This window comes from Mesorhizobium muleiense (assembly GCF_900099905.1).
GTDB classification, from domain to species: Bacteria; Pseudomonadota; Alphaproteobacteria; order Rhizobiales; family Rhizobiaceae; genus Mesorhizobium; species Mesorhizobium muleiense.
Genome location: NZ_FNEE01000005.1, coordinates 51,602 through 73,744, shown reverse-complemented (window position 1 = coordinate 73,744; position 22,143 = coordinate 51,602). Strand labels below are relative to the sequence as shown.

The 22,143-nt window shown below is 63.8% G+C and carries 24 protein-coding genes; 13 read left to right on the top strand and 11 right to left on the bottom strand.

Annotated features, from left to right (window positions below; translation table 11 throughout):
• Window positions 1-76: 76 nt before the first annotated feature.
• A complete protein-coding gene (locus BLT09_RS11635; protein WP_091593145.1) occupies window positions 77-1,240 on the bottom strand; it encodes a M20 aminoacylase family protein in 1,164 nt (387 codons plus the stop codon).
• Between the two features lie 230 nt (window positions 1,241-1,470).
• Between BLT09_RS11635 and BLT09_RS11630 the strand changes: the two genes are divergently transcribed.
• Together BLT09_RS11630 and BLT09_RS11625 are read left to right on the top strand one after the other, a co-directional pair.
• A complete protein-coding gene (locus BLT09_RS11630; RefSeq protein WP_091593143.1) occupies window positions 1,471-2,637 on the top strand; it encodes a D-alanyl-D-alanine carboxypeptidase family protein in 1,167 nt (388 codons plus the stop codon).
• 4 nt (window positions 2,638-2,641) lie between these two features.
• Entirely contained in the window at window positions 2,642-3,754 is a 1,113-nt protein-coding gene (locus tag BLT09_RS11625) for a CobW family GTP-binding protein (protein ID WP_091593141.1), read from the top strand.
• Between the two features lie 169 nt (window positions 3,755-3,923).
• Here BLT09_RS11625 and BLT09_RS11620 read toward each other — a convergent pair whose 3' ends face one another.
• The 5 genes from BLT09_RS11620 to BLT09_RS11600 form a co-directional block, all read right to left on the bottom strand.
• Entirely contained in the window at window positions 3,924-4,211 is a 288-nt protein-coding gene (locus tag BLT09_RS11620) for a sulfurtransferase TusA family protein (RefSeq protein WP_236473451.1), read from the bottom strand.
• A gap of 5 nt (window positions 4,212-4,216) precedes the next feature.
• Entirely contained in the window at window positions 4,217-5,545 is a 1,329-nt protein-coding gene (locus BLT09_RS11615) for a L,D-transpeptidase family protein (RefSeq protein WP_091593139.1), read from the bottom strand.
• A 293-nt stretch (window positions 5,546-5,838) separates the two neighbouring features.
• Window positions 5,839-6,789, bottom strand: coding sequence for an acetyl-CoA carboxylase carboxyltransferase subunit alpha (locus BLT09_RS11610; protein WP_023797175.1), 951 nt, complete (start codon window positions 6,787-6,789; stop codon window positions 5,839-5,841).
• Window positions 6,790-6,906: 117 nt separating this feature from the next.
• Entirely contained in the window at window positions 6,907-7,824 is a 918-nt protein-coding gene (locus tag BLT09_RS11605) for a site-specific tyrosine recombinase XerD (RefSeq protein WP_091593137.1), read from the bottom strand.
• Between the two features lie 5 nt (window positions 7,825-7,829).
• On the bottom strand, window positions 7,830-7,982 hold the full coding sequence (locus tag BLT09_RS11600) for a histidine kinase (protein WP_091593135.1): 153 nt from the start codon (window positions 7,980-7,982) through the stop codon (window positions 7,830-7,832).
• A gap of 274 nt (window positions 7,983-8,256) precedes the next feature.
• Between BLT09_RS11600 and BLT09_RS11595 the strand changes: the two genes are divergently transcribed.
• From BLT09_RS11595 to BLT09_RS11580, 4 genes are all read left to right on the top strand, one after another.
• Window positions 8,257-8,862 (top strand): shikimate kinase, encoded by a 606-nt coding sequence (locus BLT09_RS11595; protein ID WP_091593133.1) that lies wholly within the window; start codon window positions 8,257-8,259, stop codon window positions 8,860-8,862.
• Complete coding sequence (aroB, locus tag BLT09_RS11590) at window positions 8,859-10,043, top strand: 3-dehydroquinate synthase (RefSeq protein WP_091593131.1); 1,185 nt, start codon at window positions 8,859-8,861, stop codon at window positions 10,041-10,043. The genes BLT09_RS11595 and aroB overlap by 4 nt, the downstream gene beginning before the upstream one ends.
• Window positions 10,040-10,933 (top strand): HlyC/CorC family transporter, encoded by an 894-nt coding sequence (locus BLT09_RS11585; protein WP_091593130.1) that lies wholly within the window; start codon window positions 10,040-10,042, stop codon window positions 10,931-10,933. The genes aroB and BLT09_RS11585 overlap by 4 nt, the downstream gene beginning before the upstream one ends.
• An 85-nt stretch (window positions 10,934-11,018) precedes the next feature.
• Window positions 11,019-11,822, top strand: a complete 804-nt coding sequence (locus BLT09_RS11580) for an alpha/beta hydrolase (RefSeq protein ID WP_091593510.1) — start codon at window positions 11,019-11,021, stop codon at window positions 11,820-11,822.
• 129 nt (window positions 11,823-11,951) lie between these two features.
• Here the strand turns inward: BLT09_RS11580 and BLT09_RS11575 are convergent, their stop codons facing one another.
• Window positions 11,952-12,254 (bottom strand): BolA family protein, encoded by a 303-nt coding sequence (locus BLT09_RS11575; RefSeq protein WP_091593128.1) that lies wholly within the window; start codon window positions 12,252-12,254, stop codon window positions 11,952-11,954.
• Window positions 12,255-12,447: 193 nt separating this feature from the next.
• Between BLT09_RS11575 and BLT09_RS11570 the strand changes: the two genes are divergently transcribed.
• The 4 genes from BLT09_RS11570 to BLT09_RS11555 all read left to right on the top strand — a co-directional run bounded on the left by BLT09_RS11570 (window position 12,448) and on the right by BLT09_RS11555 (window position 17,153).
• Window positions 12,448-13,077, top strand: a complete 630-nt coding sequence (locus BLT09_RS11570) for a J domain-containing protein (RefSeq protein ID WP_036262308.1) — start codon at window positions 12,448-12,450, stop codon at window positions 13,075-13,077.
• 115 nt (window positions 13,078-13,192) lie between these two features.
• Window positions 13,193-14,179 carry a cobaltochelatase subunit CobS gene (gene cobS, locus BLT09_RS11565; protein ID WP_091593508.1) on the top strand — a complete coding sequence of 329 codons (987 nt, stop codon included), beginning with the start codon at window positions 13,193-13,195 and terminating at the stop codon, window positions 14,177-14,179.
• A 47-nt stretch (window positions 14,180-14,226) separates the two neighbouring features.
• The gene (cobT, locus tag BLT09_RS11560) at window positions 14,227-16,125 is read left to right on the top strand and encodes a cobaltochelatase subunit CobT (RefSeq protein WP_091593126.1); all 1,899 of its coding nucleotides are present in this window, start codon (window positions 14,227-14,229) and stop codon (window positions 16,123-16,125) included.
• Window positions 16,122-17,153, top strand: coding sequence for an esterase-like activity of phytase family protein (locus tag BLT09_RS11555; RefSeq protein WP_091593125.1), 1,032 nt, complete (start codon window positions 16,122-16,124; stop codon window positions 17,151-17,153). Before cobT ends, BLT09_RS11555 begins: the two co-directional genes overlap by 4 nt.
• A 32-nt stretch (window positions 17,154-17,185) precedes the next feature.
• Here the strand turns inward: BLT09_RS11555 and BLT09_RS11550 are convergent, their stop codons facing one another.
• The 3 genes from BLT09_RS11550 to rpmB all read right to left on the bottom strand — a co-directional run bounded on the left by BLT09_RS11550 (window position 17,186) and on the right by rpmB (window position 19,064).
• Window positions 17,186-17,887: a spermidine synthase gene (locus tag BLT09_RS11550; RefSeq protein WP_091593123.1), complete on the bottom strand. Its 702-nt coding sequence runs from the start codon at window positions 17,885-17,887 to the stop codon at window positions 17,186-17,188.
• A 62-nt stretch (window positions 17,888-17,949) separates the two neighbouring features.
• Entirely contained in the window at window positions 17,950-18,630 is a 681-nt protein-coding gene (locus BLT09_RS11545; protein ID WP_091593120.1) for a queuosine precursor transporter, read from the bottom strand.
• Between the two features lie 137 nt (window positions 18,631-18,767).
• Window positions 18,768-19,064: a 50S ribosomal protein L28 gene (gene rpmB, locus BLT09_RS11540; protein ID WP_023797188.1), complete on the bottom strand. Its 297-nt coding sequence runs from the start codon at window positions 19,062-19,064 to the stop codon at window positions 18,768-18,770.
• 254 nt (window positions 19,065-19,318) lie between these two features.
• Here rpmB and BLT09_RS11535 point away from each other — a divergent pair, with 254 nt between their 5' ends.
• The 3 genes from BLT09_RS11535 to BLT09_RS11525 are packed head-to-tail and all read left to right on the top strand — an operon-like array spanning window position 19,319 to window position 21,691.
• Complete coding sequence (locus BLT09_RS11535) at window positions 19,319-20,107, top strand: DUF3108 domain-containing protein (RefSeq protein ID WP_091593506.1); 789 nt, start codon at window positions 19,319-19,321, stop codon at window positions 20,105-20,107.
• Window positions 20,108-20,135: 28 nt separating this feature from the next.
• Complete coding sequence (yddG, locus tag BLT09_RS11530; RefSeq protein WP_091593118.1) at window positions 20,136-21,023, top strand: aromatic amino acid exporter YddG; 888 nt, start codon at window positions 20,136-20,138, stop codon at window positions 21,021-21,023.
• Entirely contained in the window at window positions 21,023-21,691 is a 669-nt protein-coding gene (locus tag BLT09_RS11525; protein WP_091593116.1) for a lysoplasmalogenase family protein, read from the top strand. Before yddG ends, BLT09_RS11525 begins: the two co-directional genes overlap by 1 nt.
• On the opposite strand, the gene BLT09_RS11520 is transcribed toward BLT09_RS11525, so the two are convergent.
• Window positions 21,666-22,106 (bottom strand): cupin domain-containing protein, encoded by a 441-nt coding sequence (locus tag BLT09_RS11520; protein ID WP_091593114.1) that lies wholly within the window; start codon window positions 22,104-22,106, stop codon window positions 21,666-21,668. The two genes, BLT09_RS11525 and BLT09_RS11520, sit on opposite strands and share 26 nt — an antisense overlap.
• Window positions 22,107-22,143: the final 37 nt, after the last annotated feature.

Sequence of the window (22,143 nt, the reverse complement as noted above, 5' to 3'; positions counted from 1 at the left end):
CCCGACCGCCTTGTAGCCATCCCAATCGCAGCGCACCCCTCGGATCAAGCCGCAGGGCGGTTTTATGGCCGATGCATCAGGTAGCCAGCGCCGTCTCCGCGAGTTTCACCCAATAGCTCATGCCGTGCGGGATGACCTCGTCGTTGAAGTCGTAGGCAGGGTTGTGGAGACCGGCGGTGTCGCCATTGCCGATGAAGATGAAGGCGCCCGGCCGCGCTTCCAGCATGTAGGAGAAATCCTCGCCGCCCATCACCGGCTGGATGGCGCGTTGCACCTGTGCCTCGCCGGCGATTTCAGCGGCGACATCGCTGGCAAAGACCGTCTCCTCCGGATGGTTGAAGGTGACGGGATAATTGGCTTTGTAATCGACCTCGATCGTTGCGCCGAAGGCCGCGCCCACGCCCTCGCAGATGGCGCGCACACGCTGCTCAGCCTTCCTGGCGACGTCCTTCTTCAGCGTGCGCACGGTGCCGGCGATCTCGGCGCTCTCGGGAATGACATTGTAGGCGTCGCCGGCGTGGAATTTCGTCACCGACACCACGACAGCCTCGACCGGATCGGTGCTGCGCGAGGCGATCGTCTGCAGAGCGCCGACGAGCTGGCTGGTGATGACGATCGGGTCGATCGTGCCGTGCGGCATCGCCGCATGCCCGCCCTTGCCCTTGACGGTGATGGTGAATTCGGCTGTCGCCGCCATGATCGGGCCCGGCTTGATGGCGAATTGTCCGACCGGCAGGCCCGGCATATTGTGCATGCCGAACACCTTGGAGATGCCGAAGCGCTCCATCATGCCGTCCTTGACCATCTCGTTGCCGCCGCCGCCGCCTTCTTCGGCCGGCTGGAAGATCACTGCGACGGAGCCGGCGAAATTGCGCGTCTCGGCAAGGTATTTGGCGGCACCGAGCAGCATCGCGGTGTGGCCGTCATGGCCGCAGGCGTGCATCTTGCCAGGAATGGTCGAGGCGTAGGGTTTCCCGGTGATCTCGTTGAGCGGCAGCGCATCCATGTCGGCGCGCAGGCCGATGCTCGTGCCTTCGCCCAGGCGGCCGCGGATGATGCCGACGACACCGGTCTTGCCGAGGCCGGTCACCACGTCGTCGCAACCGAAGGCCTGCAGCTTCTCGGTGACGAAGGCGGCGGTCTCGAAGACGTCGAAATTCAGCTCTGGCGTCTGATGCAGATGGCGGCGCCAGCCGGCGACCTCGTCGTGCATTTCGGCGGCGCGGTTCAGGATCGGCATGATGTTCCATCTCGCTGTTGGAGCAGACGGGCTCTGCCTGCTGCTTTGCAATTGTGCCTGCTGTTTTAGAATTGTCATTCAGGCACTTTGCCATCTTGACGTCACATAGGCTAAATAGCACCGCAAGATAGTGATCCGGATAGAGGGACCGGATCACCATGCTGGCGATCGCGTAACAAATCTTACGGAGCCAGAGGCGACTGCGGCAAGAGGCGATTTCGGATTCCACCATGCGGTACAGGCGTTTCCTCAAATTGTTGCTCGCGGGCGCCGTGGCGCTTGCGGCGCTGGCCGGCCCGGCTCTCGCCAATCCGACGATCGTGTTCGACCTGGAGAATGGCAAGATCCTCCAGCACCAGGAGGCATTCAAGCGCTGGTATCCTGCCTCGCTGACCAAGCTGATGACCGCCTATGTGGCGTTTCGTGCGATTGCCGCCGGCGACGTCCAGGTCGATTCGCCGATCAAGGTGACGAAGCGTTCCGCCAGCGAGCCGCCGAGCAAGATGGGCTTCAAGCCCGGCTCGGTCATGCGGCTCGATAACGCGCTGAAGATGATACTGGTAAAATCGGCCAACGACGTCGCCATGGCCATCGGCGAGAACATCGGCGGTTCGCAGGCCGCTTTCGCCGAGCGCATGAACGCCGAGGCGCGCCGGCTCGGCATGACCGGAACGCATTTCGTCAACCCGAACGGGCTGTTTTCGCCGGACCAGTATACGACAGCGCGCGATCTCGGCTTGCTGGTGATGGCGATCCGCACGGAATTTCCACAATATGCCCCATGGTTCTCGATCGAAGGCCTGGCCGTCGGCAAGAAGAAGATCTCGAATTACAATCTTCTGATCGGCCGCTATCCCGGCGCCGACGGCATGAAGACCGGCTTCGTCTGTCCGTCGGGCTTCAACATGATCGGCTCGGCAACACGCGACGGGCGCACGCTGGTGGCGGTGGTGCTTGGCGAGAAGTCGGCCATCACCCGCGCCGAGACCGTCGCCAGGCTGCTCGACCAAGGCTTTGCCACGCCGACACCGGGCTGGCTGACGGTGGCGGCGCTGCCTTCCTATGGCGACACCACATCGGTCAACGACATGAACGACGAGATTTGCAGGAAGAAGCCGGCTAAGGAGCAGTCGGAAGCTGCCGCCCCCGTCGGCGATAAGAATGCGCCAAAATCTCGCTATCGAAAAAAACTCGATCACGCGCCGGCATTGGTCGCAGTCGGCCTTGGCGGCGCCACCGGGCCGATACCGAAAGCCATGCTCGATGCATCGGGCCAGGAATATGTCGATGTGCCGCTGCCGAGCTGGCGGCCCGACCTGCCGCCGCCGCCCGGCGCGGAGCCGGCAGTGATCGGTTCCGCTACTGCGGCCCAGGAGCCCGCCAAGGCAGTGAACTAGGCTGATGAGCAGCGGCTTTCCCATCGCCGTTTCGGTGCTGACCGGTTTTCTCGGCGCCGGCAAAACGACGCTGCTCAACCGGCTGCTCAGGGATCCCGCGCTCGCCGACACCGCGGTCATCATCAACGAGTTCGGCGAGGTGGCGATCGACCATCTCCTGGTCGAACAAGCCTCCGACGGCATCATCCAGCTTTCCGACGGCTGTCTCTGCTGCACGGTGCGCGGCGAACTGGTCGACACGCTGGCCGATCTCGTCGACCGGCTGCAGACCGGCCGCATCGCCCGGCTTGCCCGCGTCGTCATCGAAACCACCGGCCTCGCCGATCCGGCGCCGGTGCTGCAGTCGATCATGGCCCATCCGGCGCTGGTCGAGGCCTTCCGGCTCGACGGCGTCATCACGCTGGTCGACGCGGTCAACGGAGATGCGACGCTCGACGCCCATGTCGAGGCAGTGAAGCAGGCGGCGGTCGCCGACCGCATCGTGCTGACGAAAGCCGATCTGGCCACCGATCCGCGCGACGTCGAGGCCTTGCGGGCGCGGCTGCGGCAGATCAATCCGGGTGCCGAGCTGCTCGATGCGGGTGACAGAAGGACCGATGCAGCGGCGCTGTTCGATTGCGGCCTCTATAACCCAGCCACCAAGTCCGCCGACGTGCGGCGCTGGCTGGGCGAGGAAGCCGCCCATGATCACCACCACCATGACGACCATGACCACGGCGACCATGACCACGATCATGACCATCGGCACGATTCCCGGGTGCGCTCCTACTCGCTCGTTCATGACGGGCCGGTGCCGTTTTCGGCGATCGAGATGTTCCTCGACCTGTTGCGATCAGCACATGGCGAGCGCCTGTTGCGCATGAAGGGCGTCATCGAATTGCTGGAAGACCCGTCGCGGCCACTGGTCGTCCACGGCGTCCAGAAGACCCTGCATCCGCCGGCGCGGCTGCCGTCCTGGCCGGACGGCCAACGCGGCACAAGGCTGGTGCTGATCACGCTCGACATGCCGGAAGATTACGTCCGCCGGCTGTTTGCCGCCTTCACCAACCGGCCGTCGATCGACTCACCGGACCGCGCAGCGCTGGAAAACAACCCGCTGGCCATCGCCGGGCGGTGAAGCGGCTGATCTCCCCCCTCGAGGGGGAGATGTCGCCGAAGGCGACAGAGGGGGTCGTCTCGGCTGGTGCGACGCCCCGTAGGAACGAAAGATAAGGTTGGCGCTTCACGCGCGGCAACCCCCTCTGGCCTGCCGGCCATCTCCCCCTCAAGGGGGGAGATTATCCCGCTCAGCCGCCGCCGCGCTCGACCAGAAAGCGATGGCCGCCGGAAACCGCTGCCGTTTCGATCAACCGATGGCCGCTCTCGGTGCAGAAGGCGGGAATGTCGATGACGGCGAGGGGGTCAGTGGTTTCGAGCCATAGCCAGCTGCCCGGCTGCATTGTGGCCAACCGCTTTTTTGCTTTGAGCACGGGCAACGGGCAGTTCAGGCCTTTGAGGTCGTAGACGGGGGCGGGGGCGGGGGCGGGGCTGGTTGAGGGCCTGTCTTCCTGGCCCCCATCTCCGTGTTCAGGCATGAAGCTCAGCCGCCGAACATGCCGAGCAGCTTCTTCTTCAGCCTTGTCGTCCTGCTTTCACCGGCATTCGCCGCCTGCGTTGCGGCCGGGGCGGCATCGGGGGACGACGCGATTGTCGCGGTAGCGACAGGCGCTTCGGCAGCGGCCCTGGCATCCTCCTCTTCGGCCAGCGAATTGATCCTGGCCGTTTGCTTTTCGGCCAGAGCCTGAGCCCTGGCCGCCTCTTTCGCGGCCTTGGCCGCTTCTATCGCGGCAAGCCTTTGCTCCTCGGCCTTCTGCTTGGCGGCCTTCTCGGCGTCGAGCGCGGCCATCTTGCGGCCCGCCGGCGAATCGATGCGGCCCATGCGCGCCGTCGCCGTCACCGAGCCGTCGGCGTTGAACGACGGCGGATCGATCGGCACGCGTTCGCCACGGGCGCGTTTCTTCGACCACTCGGAGACGATGCTGGCTTCCTTGATCCCGCCGATAGTCGGCTTGGGCGCCGGCACGCTGGCCTTGACCGCGCCGCTGAAAGCCGCCTCGTAGGTGCTCTGGTAGGCATTGAAGGCGCTCTTCAGCGAGTCCGGCTGCGTCGTCGCGGGGCAGGCGCCGGTCGGATCGAAGGTCTCGCCGTCAGGCGCGACCTGGTTGAAGACATAGCGCTTCTCGCAGACATCGACCTTCGGCGGCACTTTCGTGATCTCGAAATTGTCGTAGCCGACCTTCAGCATCTTCCAGAATTCGTAGTTCGGATCTTTGCGATAGCGCGCCATGTTGGCGGCGGTCATGCGGAACGGAAAGGCCTGGATCTGGAACTCGGTCTGCCCGCCCTGGAAAGCGTCGCGGCCGAAGGCGTAGATCTGCTCGATCTGCGCGTCGGTCATCGAATAACAGCCCGACGACGAGCAGGCGCCATGGACCATCAGATGGGAACCGGTGCGGCCATTGGCGCGGTCGTAGACGTTGGGATAGCCGATGTTGAAGGCAAGGTGGTAGCTCGACCGCGGATTCATCTGCGCCGGACGGACCGTATAGAAGCCCTCCGGCGCCTGGCGGTCGCCTTCGGTGTATTTGGGGCCCAGCTTGCCCGACCATTTGCAGATGTCGTAGCTGGCGACCAAGTCATAGCGACCGTTGGTCTTGGCCTTCCAGATTTCGAGCTTGCCCTCTTCCTTGAAGATGCGGGCCATCACCGGCGAGGTGCGGGTCATGCCCTTGGCCTTCATGCTGGCCAGGATTTTTTCGGGCAACGGCTTGTTGGCGTGGGGGGCAAAATCCTTCATCGAAGAATCGTTGCAGCCAGCGACGCCTATCGCGGCAATCACAAGTGCGGTGCGGGCAAGTTTGGCAAACATGGCTATGTCTTTTCTTTCGGACCGCAGGCATCAGGGCCGACAGGCCCAACCCTAAGCCCGTTAACCTTGAAAATTCCTTACCGCAGCGCCGGGCCTTACGGCAATCCGATTGAAACGAGCGCAGCGGCATTTTTGTGGCGAAGGTGCTTAATCTCGCCACATTGCGGCGTCGAAACCGTCCGGCGGTCCGTCCGACTGAAATCGGCCGGCCTGAATCCTCTTGTTCGACCACGCCTTTTGCGAAAACCGGTACCCACTTTTTGCTGCGCTGAGTCTCGGTTCGGGATCATAGTCTAGAGGTTTCGCCCCATAGCCAGATATTTCTCGCGGCGCTGCTCACGAAAATCGGTGTTGGCGCCGGAGAATTCCTTCATCGTTTTGGCAATGAGATCGCCGGTGGCGGCAATCACCGTATCCGGGCCACGATGGGCGCCGCCGAGCGGTTCGGGAACGATGGCGTCGATGATCTTCAGCTCCAGCAGATCCTGAGCGGTGATCTTCATGTTGGTCGCCGCATCCTTCGAGCGGGTGGTGTCGCGCCACAGGATCGAGGCAGCGCCCTCCGGCGAGATCACCGAATAGATGGCGTGCTCGAGCATGTAGACGCGGTTGGCGGTGGCGATTGCGATGGCACCGCCGGAGCCCCCTTCGCCGATGACCACCGAGATCGACGGTACCTTCAGGCGAAGACAGGCCGAGGTCGAGCGGGCGATGGCTTCGGCCTGGCCGCGCTCCTCGGCATTGACGCCCGGATAGGCGCCGGCCGTGTCGACCAGCGTCAGCAACGGGATATTGAAGCGGTCGGCGAGTTCCATCAGCCGCACCGCCTTGCGATAGCCCTCCGGCCGCACCGAGCCGAAATTATGCCTCAGCCGGCTGGCCGTGTCCGAGCCCTTTTCCTGGCCGATGATCGCCACCGGCTCGCCGCGGAAGCGGGCGAAGCCGCCGACGATCGCCTGGTCCTCGCCAAAATTGCGATCGCCGGCAAGCGGCGTGAAATCATTGAACAGCCCCTTGATGTAGTCGACGCAATGCGGCCTGTCCGGATGGCGCGCCACCTGCACCTTCTGCCACGGGGTCAGTGCCTTGTAAGTGTCGCGCAATGCGTCGCGCACGCGTTTCTCGAGCCGGCTGATCTCATCGCCGACATCGACCGCCTCGCCATTCTCGGCGAGCTTCTTCAACTCGATGATCTTGCCTTCGAGATCGGCGACCGGCTTTTCGAAATCGAGGTAATTGTACATTCTTGAGCGGACCGATAAGCCGGGAGGCAATGACAAGCCGGGAGGCAATGACTGGCGGAACCTGGGAAATAGAGGCTCCGGGCGGTGGAACGTGGTCCTCACATAGCGATATGACGCCTAGTCGGCAAGCGGATGATGATCGTTGACCAGCCGCACCAGCCGCTCCTCCAGAACATGTGTGTAAATCTGCGTCGTTGAAATATCGGCATGGCCAAGCAACTGCTGCACCGCCCTGAGATCGGCGCCGTTCTGCAGGAGATGGCTGGCAAAAGCATGGCGCAGCACGTGCGGCGATATTTTCGCCGAGGCGATGCCGGCCCGCGCGGCAAGGCCCTTCAGGTCGCGGGCGAAGACCTGCCTGGAGAGATAGCCGCTGTCGCTTGCCGCCGGAAACAGGAACGGGCTATCCGCCAAAGCCGGCACCGTTGCCCGGGCAGCGAGCCAGGCCCGCATGGCCACGCGCGCCTTTGCCGATAGCGGCACCATGCGTTCCTTGTCACCCTTGCCGCGCACCATGAAGAAACGATCGTCGCGCAGCGCCACCGTCACCGGCAGGCCGACCAGTTCGGAAACCCGCAGGCCGGTGGCGTAGAGCACCTCGACCAGCGCATGCAGGCGCAGCGCCGCCAGGCCGTCGCCATCGTTCAGCGAGGCGCCAGCCGCCTCCTGCGCCGCACGGTCGATCAGCCGGCCGGTATCGGCCTCGCTCATCGTCTTCGGCAGCGGCCGGCCCTTCTTCGGACTGTCCAGGGTTCCGGTCGGGTCGTCGCCGCGCAGACCCTCCGCGTAGAGGAACTTGAAGAACTGGCGCATCGCCGACAGCTTGCGTGCCTGCGAGGTGGCGGCAAAACCGCGTGCGGCTATATCGTCGAGATAGTTGCGGATATCGGTGGCGGCGGCACCAGCGAGCCCGCCGTCGATCTCGGCTGATGCGTCTTCGAGGTCGCGGCGATAGCTGGAAAGCGTGTTTTCGGCAGCGCCGCGCTCGGCGCTCATCATTTCCAGAAAGGCTTCGATGCGGGCCGTGCTGTTCATGTCTCTCAGTTTTTCTTGGGAATGAGCTTTTCGGGAGGGATGCGCACGCTCATTTCGGCCTTTCTCGGCTCGACGAACATCGCCAGAGCGAACATCGCGCCATAGACAATGCCGGCCAGAATCGTGAGCGTCACGACAAAGCGGAACAGTGTCGGCATCAATTCTCGCCCGTCTTGTTGTTCTGCGTTTCCAAACCCAGTGCCCTTATGAGACGCCAATCCGGCCAATTCAAGGGCGAAGCGCGGACGACGTGCGGCGGCGCCACGCTTGACGCAATCAGGCTTTTGATGTCGATACGCCGGCAAAGAGGGGTCTAAGCAGGCATTCGTGGGCTAGCCCGAAAATGCCTGCCTGGATTCTTTGGCTTGTCGCAGGTTCTGTCGCAAAACCTGAGATAGATTTGCGGAACCTGCTTAGAAACATCATGGTGTCATGAACGCGTTGCCAGCCAATCCTCCCGATGAGAGCCATGCCGCGCTGCTCGGCCGGCTGGGCAGCCGTTCCATTGTCTTTGTCGGCCTGATGGGCGCCGGCAAGACGGCGATCGGCCGCAAGGTGGCGGGGATGCTGGGACTGCCTTTCATGGACAGTGATCAGGAAATCGAAAGCGTGTCGCGGATGAGCGTCCCGGAACTGTTCGAACGCTATGGCGAGCCCGAGTTCCGGGCGCTGGAGCAGCGCGTCATCCTGCGCATATTGGAACACGGCCCGCAGGTGCTGTCGACGGGCGGGGGCGCCTTCATGAGCGCGCCGACGCGGGAGGCCATTGCCGGCCATGGCGTGTCGGTATGGCTGAAGGCCGAGATCGACCTGTTGATGGACCGCGTTTCCAAGAAGCAGAACCGGCCGCTCCTGAAAAGCGCCGATCCCCGTGCCGTGATCGAGCGGTTGATGGCCGAGCGCTATCCGGTCTACGCAACCGCCGATGTTACCGTGCCGACCCGCGACGATCGCAAGGAGGTCATCGCCGCCGAGGTGGTGAACGCGCTTTGCGGGTATTTCGGCGTGGCAGCCGCGACAGGCGAGGCGCGCTCGTGAGCAGCAATGCGACAGTCACCGTCGAAGTCGGGCTCGGCGATCGCGCCTATGACATATTGATCGGCTCGGGCCTGCTGCTGCGCGCCGGCACCGAGATTTCGCGCCGCCTGCCCGGCACGCGCGCCGCGGTGGTCACCGACGTCAATGTCGCCGCCGCCCACCTCGAGACGTTGAGGGCCGGCCTTGAAAAGGTAGGCATCCGGCCCGCCGTCATCACGCTGCCGGCGGGGGAAAAGACCAAGAGTTTCGCGCATCTCGAAGAGGTGGTGGACGGCGTGCTCGCCGCAAGACTGGAACGCGGCGATGTCGTCGTCGCGCTCGGTGGGGGTGTCATCGGCGATCTGGCCGGATTTGCCGCCGGCATCGTGCGCCGCGGCATGAATTTCGTGCAGATCCCGACCTCGCTGCTGGCGCAGGTCGACTCTTCCGTCGGCGGCAAGACCGGCATCAACAGTGCGCGTGGCAAGAACCTCGTCGGCGTCTTCCATCAGCCGAAACTGGTGCTGGCCGACACCGAAGTGCTCGACACGCTGCCGATACGGGAATTCCGGGCGGGTTATGCCGAACTCGCCAAATACGGGCTCATCGATCGCCCCGACTTCTTCGCCTGGCTGGAGGAAAACTGGGGCAAGGTGTTCGCCGGCGGCCCGCAGCGGGCCGAGGCCATCGCCGAGGCCTGCCGCGCCAAGGCCGATGTCGTCGGCCGCGACGAGTTCGAGACCGGCGACCGCGCGCTGCTCAATCTCGGCCACACGTTCGGCCACGCGCTCGAGGGCGCCACCCAATATGACAGCGCCCGTCTCGTCCACGGCGAGGGCGTCGCCATCGGCATGGCGCTGGCTTATCGCTTTTCGTCACGCCTCAACCTGGCAAGTCCCGACGATGCGGCGCGCGTCGAGGCGCATCTTCGCGCCGTTGGCCTGCCCTGGCGCATGGCCGATATTCCGGGTGAATTGCCTGACGCCGAAGCGCTGCTTGCCTTCATCACCCAGGACAAGAAGGTGTCGCGCGGCGCGCTGACCTTCATCCTGACGCGCGGCATCGGCCAGGCCTTCATCGCCAAGGACGTGCCGGCGTCGGAAGTGCTGTCGTTTCTGAGGGAGAACCATCCGGGTCAGCAGAACAGCCGACCGGGTCGGCCGAGAGGCCGACCGGGTCAGCCGAGAGGCCGACCGGGATGAGCGAGGCCGGCTGGATTGTCGCTGCTGTCCTTGCCGGGCTCGGCCTGCTCGCCTGTGTCTTTCGCGCGCGCCTGCTCGCTGCATTCGGCTATGAATTGCAGCGCATCGAGCCGCAGCATTCGAACCATGACGAATCGCGCAGCGCCGTCGACGATTTTCGACGCGACGGCCAGGTGGTGCGCGAGGGTCGCGCCCGCATCGGCCGCCTGTCCGATCTCGACGAGCTCGAAGTGTCCGATGTCATGGTCCACCGCACCAACATGCGCTCGGTCAATGCCGACAATGGGCCGGAGGCAGTGGTGCGCGAGATCCTGCAGAGCCCGCATACCCGCATGCCCTTGTGGAAGGGCTCGCTCGACAACATCGTCGGCGTGCTGCACGCCAAGGACCTGCTGCGTGCGCTGAACGATGTCGGCAACGACTTTTCCAAGATCGACGTGATGAAGATCGCTTCAAAACCGTGGTTCGTGCCCGATACCACGACGCTGCAGGAACAGCTCAACGCCTTCCTGCGGCGCAAGGCGCATTTCGCTATCGTCGTCGACGAGTATGGCGAGGTCGAGGGGCTGGTGACGCTGGAGGACATCATCGAGGAGATCGTCGGCGAGATAGCCGACGAGCACGATATCGACATGCAGGGCGTCAAGCAGGAAGCCGACGGCTCCGTCGTCGTCGATGGCACTGTGTCGATCCGCGACCTGAATCGGGCGCTCGACTGGGACCTGCCGGACGAAGAAGCCACCACCATTGCCGGTCTCGTCATCCACGAGACGCAATTGATCCCGGACGAGAAGCAGGCGTTCACCTTTCACGGCAAGCGCTTCGTCGTCATGAAGCGCGACAAGAACCGGATTGCAAGGCTGAGGATCAGGCCGGCCGGCGAGATTTAGTTCTGATAGGTTCTTTCGCGGCTAATCAATCCTGGACGCTCGCCGCGCCGGCGTGCACTTTCGACCGGGCTGTCTGGAGGTGACGGTGATCGATCGGCGAACCCTGCTTTTGACGTCGATGGCTTTGTTGACGGCCAGCGCTTCGGCGGCGTCGCGCCGGCTTTCGCCATCTCCGCAAACTATCGACTACGGTCCGGCCAGGCTCGATATCTACGCGCGCGCCGGCGCCAGCTCCCTGCCTGTGATCGTTTTCATCCATGGCGGTGCCTGGCGAGCCGGCAATCGCACCAACGTCGACGTCAAGCCGGACTTCCTGCTCGACAATGGCTTCTGCTTCGTCTCGATCGACTACCGGATGCTGCCTGAGGCTGATGTCGCCACCCAGGCCAACGATATCGAGCAGGCCTATCGCTACGTGCGCGCCAACATCGCCGGATACGGCGGCGATCCGAACCGGATTGCGGTGATGGGCCATTCGGCCGGCAGCCATCTCACCGCACTGACCGGGCTGCGCGGCGGTCTGCCCGGCGTCGCGGCGCTGGTTCTGAACGATACCAGGGCTTATGACCTGGAGGCGCTTGCGAGGAGCGGCGGCATGACACGGGCCTATGCAAAGGCGTTTCCCGACCCGGCGCAGTGGCGAACGCTGTCGCCGGCCACCCATGTCGGGAGCCGCAAACATCCGGCGACCTTCATCGCCTATTCGCGCGCAGCGGGTCGTGCGGCAGCCTCATGGGCCTTCGCCGAGCGCCTGCGGGCGACTGGAACGGAGGTGACACTGTTCGATGGCAGCGCCTATTCGCACATGTCGATCAATCGCGATTTCGGCGACGAAGGCGACGCCTTGACCGGTGCGGTGATGACTTTCCTGAAGGCAGCGCTCGGCTAGAGCGGTTCATCGTTTCACGGAAACGCCGAACCGCTCTATCTCTTTGTTTTTGCGCAATTCCCTAGGGAAAGCGCTATGCGCTTTTCCCGGGAAAACCGTTTCACACTTTTCCTGGAATTGCTCTGAGGCCTACCACCTGGTCTTTTCGTCCGGCGCGGCCGGCTCGATCGCCAGCGCATGGACACCAGCCTTCAATTCGTCGGCCAGCAATGCGTTGACCGCGCGGTGGCGCTCGATGCGACTCATGCCGGCAAAGGCTGAGGAGACGATGCGGACGCGGAAATGCGTCTCACCGGTGCCGTCATAGGTGCCGTGATGATCGGAGTCCTGATGGTGATGGCCGGCATGCAGATGGCTTTCGTTGATGATGACCAGCCGCTCCGGCAAAAACGCCTTCTTCAACTTGCCTTCCATCGTCGACTGTATGGACATTCGTACTTCCCTTCACCACATATGGCTGGCGCATGACCCCCGAAAATCGGTGCCGTTTGCGCGTCCGGCAGGACGCGCGGCGCCGCCGTCGCGACAAAATTCGCCGATCGCCCGCTTTATGCCGCGATTCAGCGGTTAGGGCGATCATCGCGAAAATGTCAATTCTTGTTTCGCACCGGCGAACAGCCCATAAATGGGTGAGATGAAACCGTACCCCAAATATTTCGAGAAAATCCGCATCCGCCCGGAGAAGGATGCGGAGCTGAAGTCTCGTTCGCCGATCTGCCAGTGGGACGGTTGCAAGGAGGCCGGCACCCATCGCGCGCCGGTCGGGCGCATGAAGGAGGGCGAGTATTTTCAGTTCTGCTTCGATCATGTGCGCGAGTACAACAAGGGCTTCAATTATTTCTCCGGTGTCCCCGATACCGAGATCGCCCGCTTCCAGAAGGAAGCGATGACCGGCCACCGGCCGACATGGAAGATGGGCGTCAACGGCGCCTCGACGCGCTCCTCGCCCGATTTCGCGCAGCAGCGTTCCGGCCGCGCCGGCTACTACAACCGCATGCGCGATCCGTTTGACCTGTTCAAAGGCCCAAAAGATCCGCGCGAGGCGCGTGAGCGCAAGGCCAAGCCGCTTGAGGCCAAGGCGCTGGAAACGCTTGGCCTTGATACAAAGGCGACTGGCAAGGACATCAAGGCGCGTTATAAGGAACTGGTGAAACGCCACCATCCGGATGCGAATGGCGGCGACAGAGGTTCGGAAGACCGGTTCCGCGATGTGCTCCAGGCCTATCGCGTGCTCAAGCAGGCAGGATTGTGCTGAGCGACCTCCGTCGTTTTCCAACTTTCATAAGGTTGGAAAAGGCTCTAAGACCGCCCCCGGACAAAATCGATTGCCGGCGAAATCAGGCGCTTCGCCCGTGGAGACGTTGATAAAGATGAACAAGGTCGATCGCGACATCGCCAACCTGCCCGACACCACCGTGCCGGTGAAGGAGAAGTTCGGCTTCGAGTCCAAAATGGTGGTGCCGGCCTATTCCGTGACGAGCGAGCATGTGCCCGACATCGATCCCGACTATCTGTTCGACAAGAACACGACGATGGCGATCCTCGCCGGCTTTGCCTACAACCGCCGCGTCATGGTGTCGGGCTATCACGGCACCGGCAAGTCGACACATATCGAGCAGGTCGCCGCCCGCCTCAACTGGCCCATGGTGCGCGTCAATCTCGACAGTCATGTCAGCCGCATCGACCTCGTCGGCAAGGACGCCATCGTCGTCAAGGAAGGGCTGCAGATCACCGAATTCCGCGACGGCATCCTGCCCTGGGCCTACCAGCACAATGTCGCGCTGTGCTTCGACGAGTACGATGCCGGCCGTCCGGACGTGATGTTCGTCATCCAGCGCGTGCTGGAATCGTCCGGCCGGCTGACGCTGCTCGACCAGAGCCGGGTCATCCGCCCGCATCCGGCGTTCCGGCTGTTCTCGACCGCCAACACCGTCGGTCTCGGCGATACCACCGGCCTCTATCACGGCACCCAGCAGATCAATCAGGCGCAGATGGATCGCTGGTCGATCGTCACCACGCTGAACTATCTGCCGCACGACAATGAGGTGAACATCGTGCTGGCCAAGGCCAAGCACTATCGCGATGCCAAGGGCAAGGAGATCGTCAACAAGATGGTGCGTGTCGCCGACATGACGCGTTCGGCCTTTATCAATGGCGACCTTTCGACCGTCATGAGCCCGCGCACGGTCATCACCTGGGCCGAGAATGCCGAGATCTTCGGCGATATCGGCATGGCGTTCAGGCTGACCTTCCTCAACAAGTGCGACGAGCTGGAACGCTCGCTGGTCGCCGAGTTCTACCAGCGCGCCTTCGGCCAGGATTTGCCGGAGAGCGCCGCCAACGTGGTTCTGGGCTAAGCATGGCTCGATTCCGATTTTCGGGGTCATGCTCCAAGGAATGATCGATGGCGGGTCCAGGCGACAACACGCGCAACAAGTCGAAGACGGGGTCTGAAGCCGACAGCTTCAAGCGCGCCGTCACCGTCTGCATGCGCGCGATTGCCGGCGACAAGGACCTCGAAGTCGGTTTCGCCAAGGATCGGCCGGCGCTCGCCGGCAGCCGCGCCCGGCTGCCTGAACTGCCGAAGAAAGCCTCGAAGGCCGACATCGCCATCACCCGCGGGCTCGGCGATTCCATGGCGCTGAAGCGCGCCTGCCACGACACGCGCATCCACACCAGGCTGGCGCCGGAGGGCAAACAGGCCCGCGCCATCTACGATGCGGTCGAGCAGGCCCGCGTCGAGGCGATCGGCTCCCGCGCCATGCAGGGTGTGGCCGACAATATCGGCTCGATGCTCGAGGACAAATACGCCAGGGCCAACCTCATCGACGTCAAGGACAAGGCCGATGCGCCGATCGAGGAGGCGCTGGCCCTGATGGTGCGCGAAAAGCTGACCGGCCGCGCCGTGCCGAAGAGCGGCGAGCGGCTGGTCGACCTCTGGCGCCCTTGGGTCGAGGAGAAGGCAAGTGCCGATCTCGACGGACTGTCGGCAAAGCTCGACGACCAGCAGGCCTTCGCCCGTGTCGTGCGCGAGATGCTGGCTTCCATGGAAATGGCCGAGGAACTCGGTGACGACCAGGAGACCGAAGACTCCGAAGACAACGATGAAAACCAGCCGCAAGGCGAGGAGCAGAGCGAGGAGGGCGGCGAGGACGATTCCGGCTCCGAGCAGTCGCAGTCGGACGACACCGAGGCGTCATCCGACGACGAGCAATCGGCCGAGACGGAGGCATCCGATGCTACCGCCGACGACCTGTCCGACGACGACGACGCCGATGCCGAGACGCCCGGCGAGGCGCGCCGCAACGACAATCCCTTCACCAATCTGTCGAAGGAGATCGATTACAAGATCTTCACCACCGCCTTCGACGAGACGGTGGGTGCGGAGGATCTGTGCGAAGAGGAAGAACTGGATCGGCTGCGCGCCTTCCTCGACAAGCAGCTTGCCAACCTGTCCGGCGTCGTCGGCCGGCTGGCCAACCGGCTGCAGCGCCGCCTGATGGCGCAGCAGAACCGGTCCTGGGATTTCGATCTCGAAGAGGGTTATCTCGATCCGGCGCGGCTGGTGCGCGTCGTCATCGACCCGATGCAGCCGCTGTCCTTCAAGCAGGAGCGCGACACCAAATTCCGCGACACGGTGGTGACGCTGGTGCTCGACAATTCGGGCTCGATGCGCGGCCGGCCGATCACCGTCGCCGCCACCTGCGCCGACATTCTGGCGCGCACGCTGGAACGCTGCGGCGTCTCGGTCGAGATCCTCGGCTTCACCACCCGCGCCTGGAAGGGCGGGCAGGCACGCGAGAAATGGCTGAAGGAAGGCAAGCCGCCAAATCCTGGGCGGCTCAACGATCTGCGCCATATCATCTACAAATCCGCCGACCATCCATGGCGGCGGGCGCGGCGCAATCTCGGCCTGATGATGCGCGAGGGCCTGCTCAAGGAAAATATCGACGGCGAGGCGCTGCTATGGGCGCACAACCGCCTGATCGCGCGGCCGGAGCAGCGCAAGATCCTGATGATGATCTCGGACGGCGCGCCGGTCGACGATTCGACGCTGTCGGTCAATCCGGGCAACTATCTCGAGCGGCATCTTCGCGCGGTGATCGAATTGATCGAGACGCGCTCGCCGGTCGAGCTCCTGGCCATCGGCATCGGCCACGACGTTACCCGCTACTATCGCCGCGCCGTCACCATCGTCGATGCCGAGGAACTGGCCGGCGCCATGACCGAGCAACTGGCCTCGCTGTTTGGCGAGGAAAGCATGCGCGACACGCGACGCGGCGGCATGCGGCGCGCCGGATGATTTTTTCGCGGGGCGGCTTTCGGCAGACGCTTTTCGCCGCCACAGCCCTGTTCGTTGCCGGCATCGCGTTGTCGGCTCCCATCGCTGCCGGCACCGTTGCGGTCGAGCCGATCGAAATCTCGGCACGGCTGATCGACCGGTTTCATATCGGCGGTGACGAAAAGCGGTTCGGCCCGCTCGAATTCGTCGGCGGGCTGGAAATGACCTCGCCGTCACGCGATTTCGGCGCGCTGTCGGCGTTTCGTTTCCGCAAGCCCGGCAGTGATTTCATCGGCGTCGCCGACACCGGTTTTTGGTTCTTCGGCACCGTCATCCATGATGCCGACAAGCGCCCATCCGGCATCCGGAATTTCCGTATGCAGCAGATGGCCGACGAGGCAGGCCAGCTGATCGCCGAGAAATGGGAGGTCGACGCCGAAGGCCTTGCGCTCAAGGACGGCATTGCCACAGTCGGCTTCGAGCGCGATCACCGCATTGCACAGTTCAAGATCGAACCGGGCGACATGAAGCCGCCGTTCAGGCAACTCGACTTCCTGATTCCAGCCTGGGAGCTTCGCCGCAATCGCGGCTTTGAGACCGTCACCCACGCCAATCCTGACGGCCAGCACCAAGGCGGGCTGGTCGTGGTGTCGGAAAAGAGCCTCGACAAGGCAGGCAACATCTATGCGGCCGTTATCGAAGGGCCGCACAAGGGCGTCTTCACCGTCAAGCGCAACGGCAATTTCGACATTGCCGACGGCGCCTTCCTGCCGGACGGCGACCTCTTGCTTTTGGAGCGCAGCTTTTCGATGGCCGGCGGCGTCAAGATGCGGCTGCGGCGCATCTATGGCGAAAGCGTCGAGAAGGGCGCGGTTGCCGACGGGCCGGTGCTGATGGAAGCCGACATGGGCTACCAGATCGACAATATGGAAGGGCTCGACGTCTGGACCCGCGACGACGGCGCGCTGATGGTGTCGCTGGTCTCGGACGACAACCACTCGATGCTACAGCGTAATCTGTATCTGGAATTTGTGCTGCACGAGGATTGAGAGGCGGTCGGCAAAGGACGGCCGATAACAAGCTACAGCTTGGCGCCGGTTGCGGCAGGCCGGGGTCCGTTGGTCGCGATCCAGATGATTTGGCGTGCGCCGCGCTTGCCATTGGCTCGCACCTTGGCCTCCTCGACCGCGAAGCCCGCCTGCTTGAGCCGGCGGGTAAAGCCGCTGTCGGGTCCCTGCGACCAGACCGCCAGCACGCCGCCGGGCTTGAGCGCTGCTCTCGCGCTGATCAGCCCGGCTACACTGTAAAGGGCATCGTTGGCCCTGTGGACGATCCCTTCCGGCCCATTGTCGACGTCGAGCAGGATGGCATCCCAGGCCGAGGCTTCCGATCGTATGATCTGCCCGACATCCGCCTCGCGAATGGTCACGCGCGGATCGTCGAGACAGCCGCCGAACAGCGAGGCCATCGGGCCGCGCGCCCACGCCACCACGGCGGGCACCAACTCGGCGACAACGATGCCGGCATCGGCGCCAAGCTCGGCAATCGCGGCGCGCAGCGTGAAACCCATGCCCAGCCCGCCGATCAGGATTTTCGGCTGCCTGCGGCCGGCAATCCTGTGGCAGGACAGCCTCGCCAGCGCTTCCTCAGAACCGCTGAGGCGGCTGTTCATCAGCTCGTTCGAGCCGAGCATGATCGAGAATTCGGCGCCGCGTTGTTTCAGGCGCAGCTCATGGTCGCCATCAGGCGTTTTCGCGGTATCGAGTTGGACCCACGGGATCATGCTCGAGAACCTGTGGGCATGATCTTTTCCGAAAACCGGTTCCCACTTTTAGGGATCATGCTCTATGCCGCCAGTGCCGGCTGGCTCCAGCGGGCGGCAAGCAGTCGGTAGGGGATCAGCGCCACCACGGCGATGATCAGCTTCACGCCGAGGTCGCCGAGCGCCCATGACACCCAGCGCATGGCCTCGACCGGCAGCACGCCGATCAGCGGCGCGGTTTCGAGCGCAAAGCCATCGTTCGGGCCAGCGAAGGCGAAAGCCGCCGAAAAGGCGATCATGAAGAACACCGCGGTGTCGAACACCGAGCCGACCAGCGTGCCGACGATCGGCGCCCGCCACCAGCTCTGCCGGCGCAACCGGTTGAACACGGTCACGTCGAGCAGCTGCGCGATCAGGAACGCGGTGCCGGAAGCCGCCGCAATGCGCACCAGCCGGTCGGCAGCCGTTTCGAATTCGATCAGGCCGTAGCGGAACAGCAAGGGCGGGATGACGACCGAGCAGATCACTGCCGCCGTGAAGCCGACAAACACGATCCGGCGCGCCACAGCCGGGCCGTAGCGGCGATTGGCAAGGTCGGTGACCAGGAAGGAGAACGGGTAGGTGAAGGCGCCCCAGGTCAGAATGTCGGCCAGCGACAGGCCGCCGATTGCACCCTGCAGCGGGAACTGCACGAGGACGTTCGACGCCACGACGACAAGCGCCATGGCCGCAACAAAGGGCAGATATCGGGAGAAAAAGCTCATTTTTTTATCCTGGGTAATGGAACCAGCGGGGTGTCATGCCGAGTTCGGACGACACTCCATTGCTGTTTGGCCATCGGATTTCTCCGAAAACCGCTTCGCACTTTTCGGTCCGATGCCGAAGGCGGCTGCCTGAAAAATCAAGCGGCCGGCTGTTCGGCGAGCTTCTTGGCGATCTGCTTCTTCAGCAGCCGCGCGCGCTGCGACAGCTCCTTGGCGTCGGCCTTGGCCAGGAACGCATCAAGTCCGCCGCGATGCTCGACCGAACGCAGCGCGTTGGCCGAAATGCGCAGGCGCACATTCTGGTTCAGCGCTTCCGAGATCAGCGTCACATTGACGAGATTGGGCAGGAAGCGACGCTTGCTCTTGTTGTTGGCGTGGCTCACATTGTTGCCGGACATGACTGCCTTGGCAGTGAGTTCGCAGGTGCGGGACATGGTTCTAAACCTTCAGTTCTCGGTCTGGCCAAACATTCAACCCGCGCCGGGTGGCGCGCGGTTTCGGTCAGGCGGCCTTATGGAAAAAGTTGGCGTTCCATAGTTGCATTTCGGCGATGCGTCAAGCTCCGGCTTGCGCCAGGGTGTGACGACGTCTTTCACATAAAGGCCGAAATTCAGTCTATAAGCGGTCGCACAAGGAGATGCCAGGCTGGAGTTGCGCGCTTCTGCTGAAATCGAGGATCGATCCCGCCATGCTTCGTTCGTCTCATGCTCTCCTTGCATCGCTCGCCGTGGCGCTGCCAACGGCAATTTCTGCCGCCACGCAACAATCCTTCAAGGGCGAGTATACGGTTTCGGTCCACGGCTTCTCGGTGGCCAAGGCAAGCTTTTCCAGCAGTTACGAAGGCGATACCTATTCGATCGAAGGCAGCGTCTCCAGCGCCGGCCTCGCCACAATATTCGACGACACGCGTGGCACGGTCTCGTCGAAGGGCAAGATTTTGGGCAAGCAATTGCAGCCGCAGGCGTTCCGCGCCGACTACAAATCGGGCGACAAGGCATCGATGATCGATATCCAGTTCGCCAACGGCACTGTTACCGCGACCAAGGTCGTGCCTGCGCCGAAGAAGCGCAATTCCAAGAAATGGATACCGCTGGCCGCCAGCCATCTCGCCTCGGTGCTCGATCCAATGGCCGCCACCGTCATCCATGCCGATAGTCTCGACAAGGTCTGCGGGCGCACGGTGAAGCTCTATGACGGCGAGATGCGCGCCGATCTGACGCTGACCTACGAGTCGAAAGGCTCGACCTCGGTGCGCGGCTACGAGGGCGATACCGTCACTTGCCGGCTGGATTTTGAGCCGGTGGCGGGTTATCGCAAGAACCGCAAATCCCTGGATTACCTGAGAAAGCGCAGCCGCATCATGGTGACGTTTGCACCGGTCGGCCAAACCGGCGTATATGCGCCGATCCACGCCACGGTCGGCACGAAAATCGGCACCCTTACCGTCAGCGCGGAGCGGTTCGAAGCGACAGATTAGGCGCGATCGCGCGCCGCCGGAGACGGACATGGGGCGCGCAACACTGATCGGCTTCTCGGCGGTCGCCATGTGGGCGCTGCTGGCGCTGCTTACGGACGCTTCCGGCAAGGTGCCGCCATTCCTGCTCTCGGCGATCACCTTCACGATCGGCACTGGCGTCGGGCTCGTCGCGCGGCTGTTCATGCCGGCCACCGCCGGGAGCGAGAAGATACCGCCGCAAGTGTGGCTGATCGGTATTGCCGGCCTGTTCGGCTATCACTTCTTCTATTTTACTGCGCTGCGCAACGCGCCGGCGGTGGAGGCGAGCCTCATCGCCTATCTGTGGCCGCTGCTGATCGTGCTCGGATCGGCGCTGATGCCGGGCGAGCGCCTGGCCTGGAACCATGTCGTCGGCGCACTGCTCGGCCTTGCCGGCACTTTTCTGATCGTCACCAAGGGCGGCGGGATTGCCTTCGACGCGCGCTATGCCTTCGGCTATGCGATGGCCGGCGTCTGCGCCGTGCTGTGGTCGTCCTATTCGCTGTTGTCGCGCCGCTTTCCGTCGGTGCCGACCAGCATCGTCACCTGGTTCTGTGCGGCCACGGCAGCGCTTTCGCTTGTCTGCCATCTGATGCTGGAAGAGACGGTGCTGCCTGTCGGCGCCGGCCAGTGGCTGGCCGTGCTCGGCCTCGGCCTGATGCCGGTGGGCGCGGCCTTCTACGCCTGGGATATCGGCGTCAAGCGCGGCAACATCCAGGTGCTGGGCGCGGCAAGCTATGCCGCGCCGCTGCTGTCGACGCTGGTGCTGATATCAGCCGGCTTCGCCGAGCCGTCCCTGCGCATCCTCGCCGCCTGCGTGCTGATCACCGGCGGCGCAGCGCTTGCGGCGAAATCGCTGTTCTTGCGCAAGAGGGCTGCGAGCGAGGCAGGGGCGTGATGCCGTTTCCCGGCGGCATCGACGCCGACGCCAATGCGACGCTGCTGTTTTCGCTGGCCGCCGCGGTGATCTACGCCTTCACCATCGACATGCCACAGACGCTTGCGCGTTCCGCGGTCAAGACGCTGGCCGTGGCGATGCTTGCTCTGCTGGCATCGCTGCAGGGCGGTCCGTGGCTGCTCATCGCGGCGCTGGCGCTCAGCGCCATCGGCGACGCATTGCTGTCGCGCGACGGTGAAAAGGCTTTTGTCGGCGGGCTGGCCAGTTTTCTCGTGGCGCATGGGCTTTACATCGCGCTGTTCCTGCGCTCCGGCGAGGGGGTCGGGCTGCTCTCGGCCGAGCCGTGGCGCGCGGCGATTGCCGTGGCAATGGCCGTGTTGGCACTCGCCATGCTTTTTGCGCTCTGGCGCCGTGTCGGCCCCGCCCTGCGCCTTCCGATCAGCCTCTATATCGCGACAATTTTTGCCATGGGCATTTCGGCGCTGACCCTGAGCAATTTCTGGGTCGTCGGCGGCGCCGTGCTGTTCATGGCGTCCGACGGGCTGCTCGCCTCGGAAAAGTTCCTGCTGAGCGCCATCTCGCCGCACCGCGACTGGACGCGCCGCGCGGTCTGGGTGCTGTATTATGCCGCCCAGCTGGCGATCACGATGGGTTTCCTGCTGGGCTAGGACTCCAGCCCGGTTCGGCCAGCTCGAAGGCGGCGAAATCGAAGCCCGGCGCCACGGTGCAGCCGGCCAGCGTCCACTCGCCCAGGCTGCGCGCCGACTGCCACCAGCCTGCCGGCACAACGATCTGCGGCCGCTCGCCCGCCGCCAATGCCGTGCCGAGCACCTGCTCGATCACCGGCCCATTTTCCCGATGCATCGACAGTGCCAGCGGGGCGCCGGCATAGAAATGCCAGACCTCGGCGGCGTCCTTGACGCGGTGCCAGGCCGACACTTGCTCCTGCTCCAAAAGGAAATAGATCGCGGTCGAATGGCCGCGAGCGCCTTCCGCGCCATCGCGAAAGGTCTCGGCATACCAGCCGCCTTCCGGATGCGGTTTCAGGCCGAGCGCCGCGATGATTTCGGCGGAACTGGTCATTTTCCTCAGACCTTCATGGATGCAAGACCATCAACGG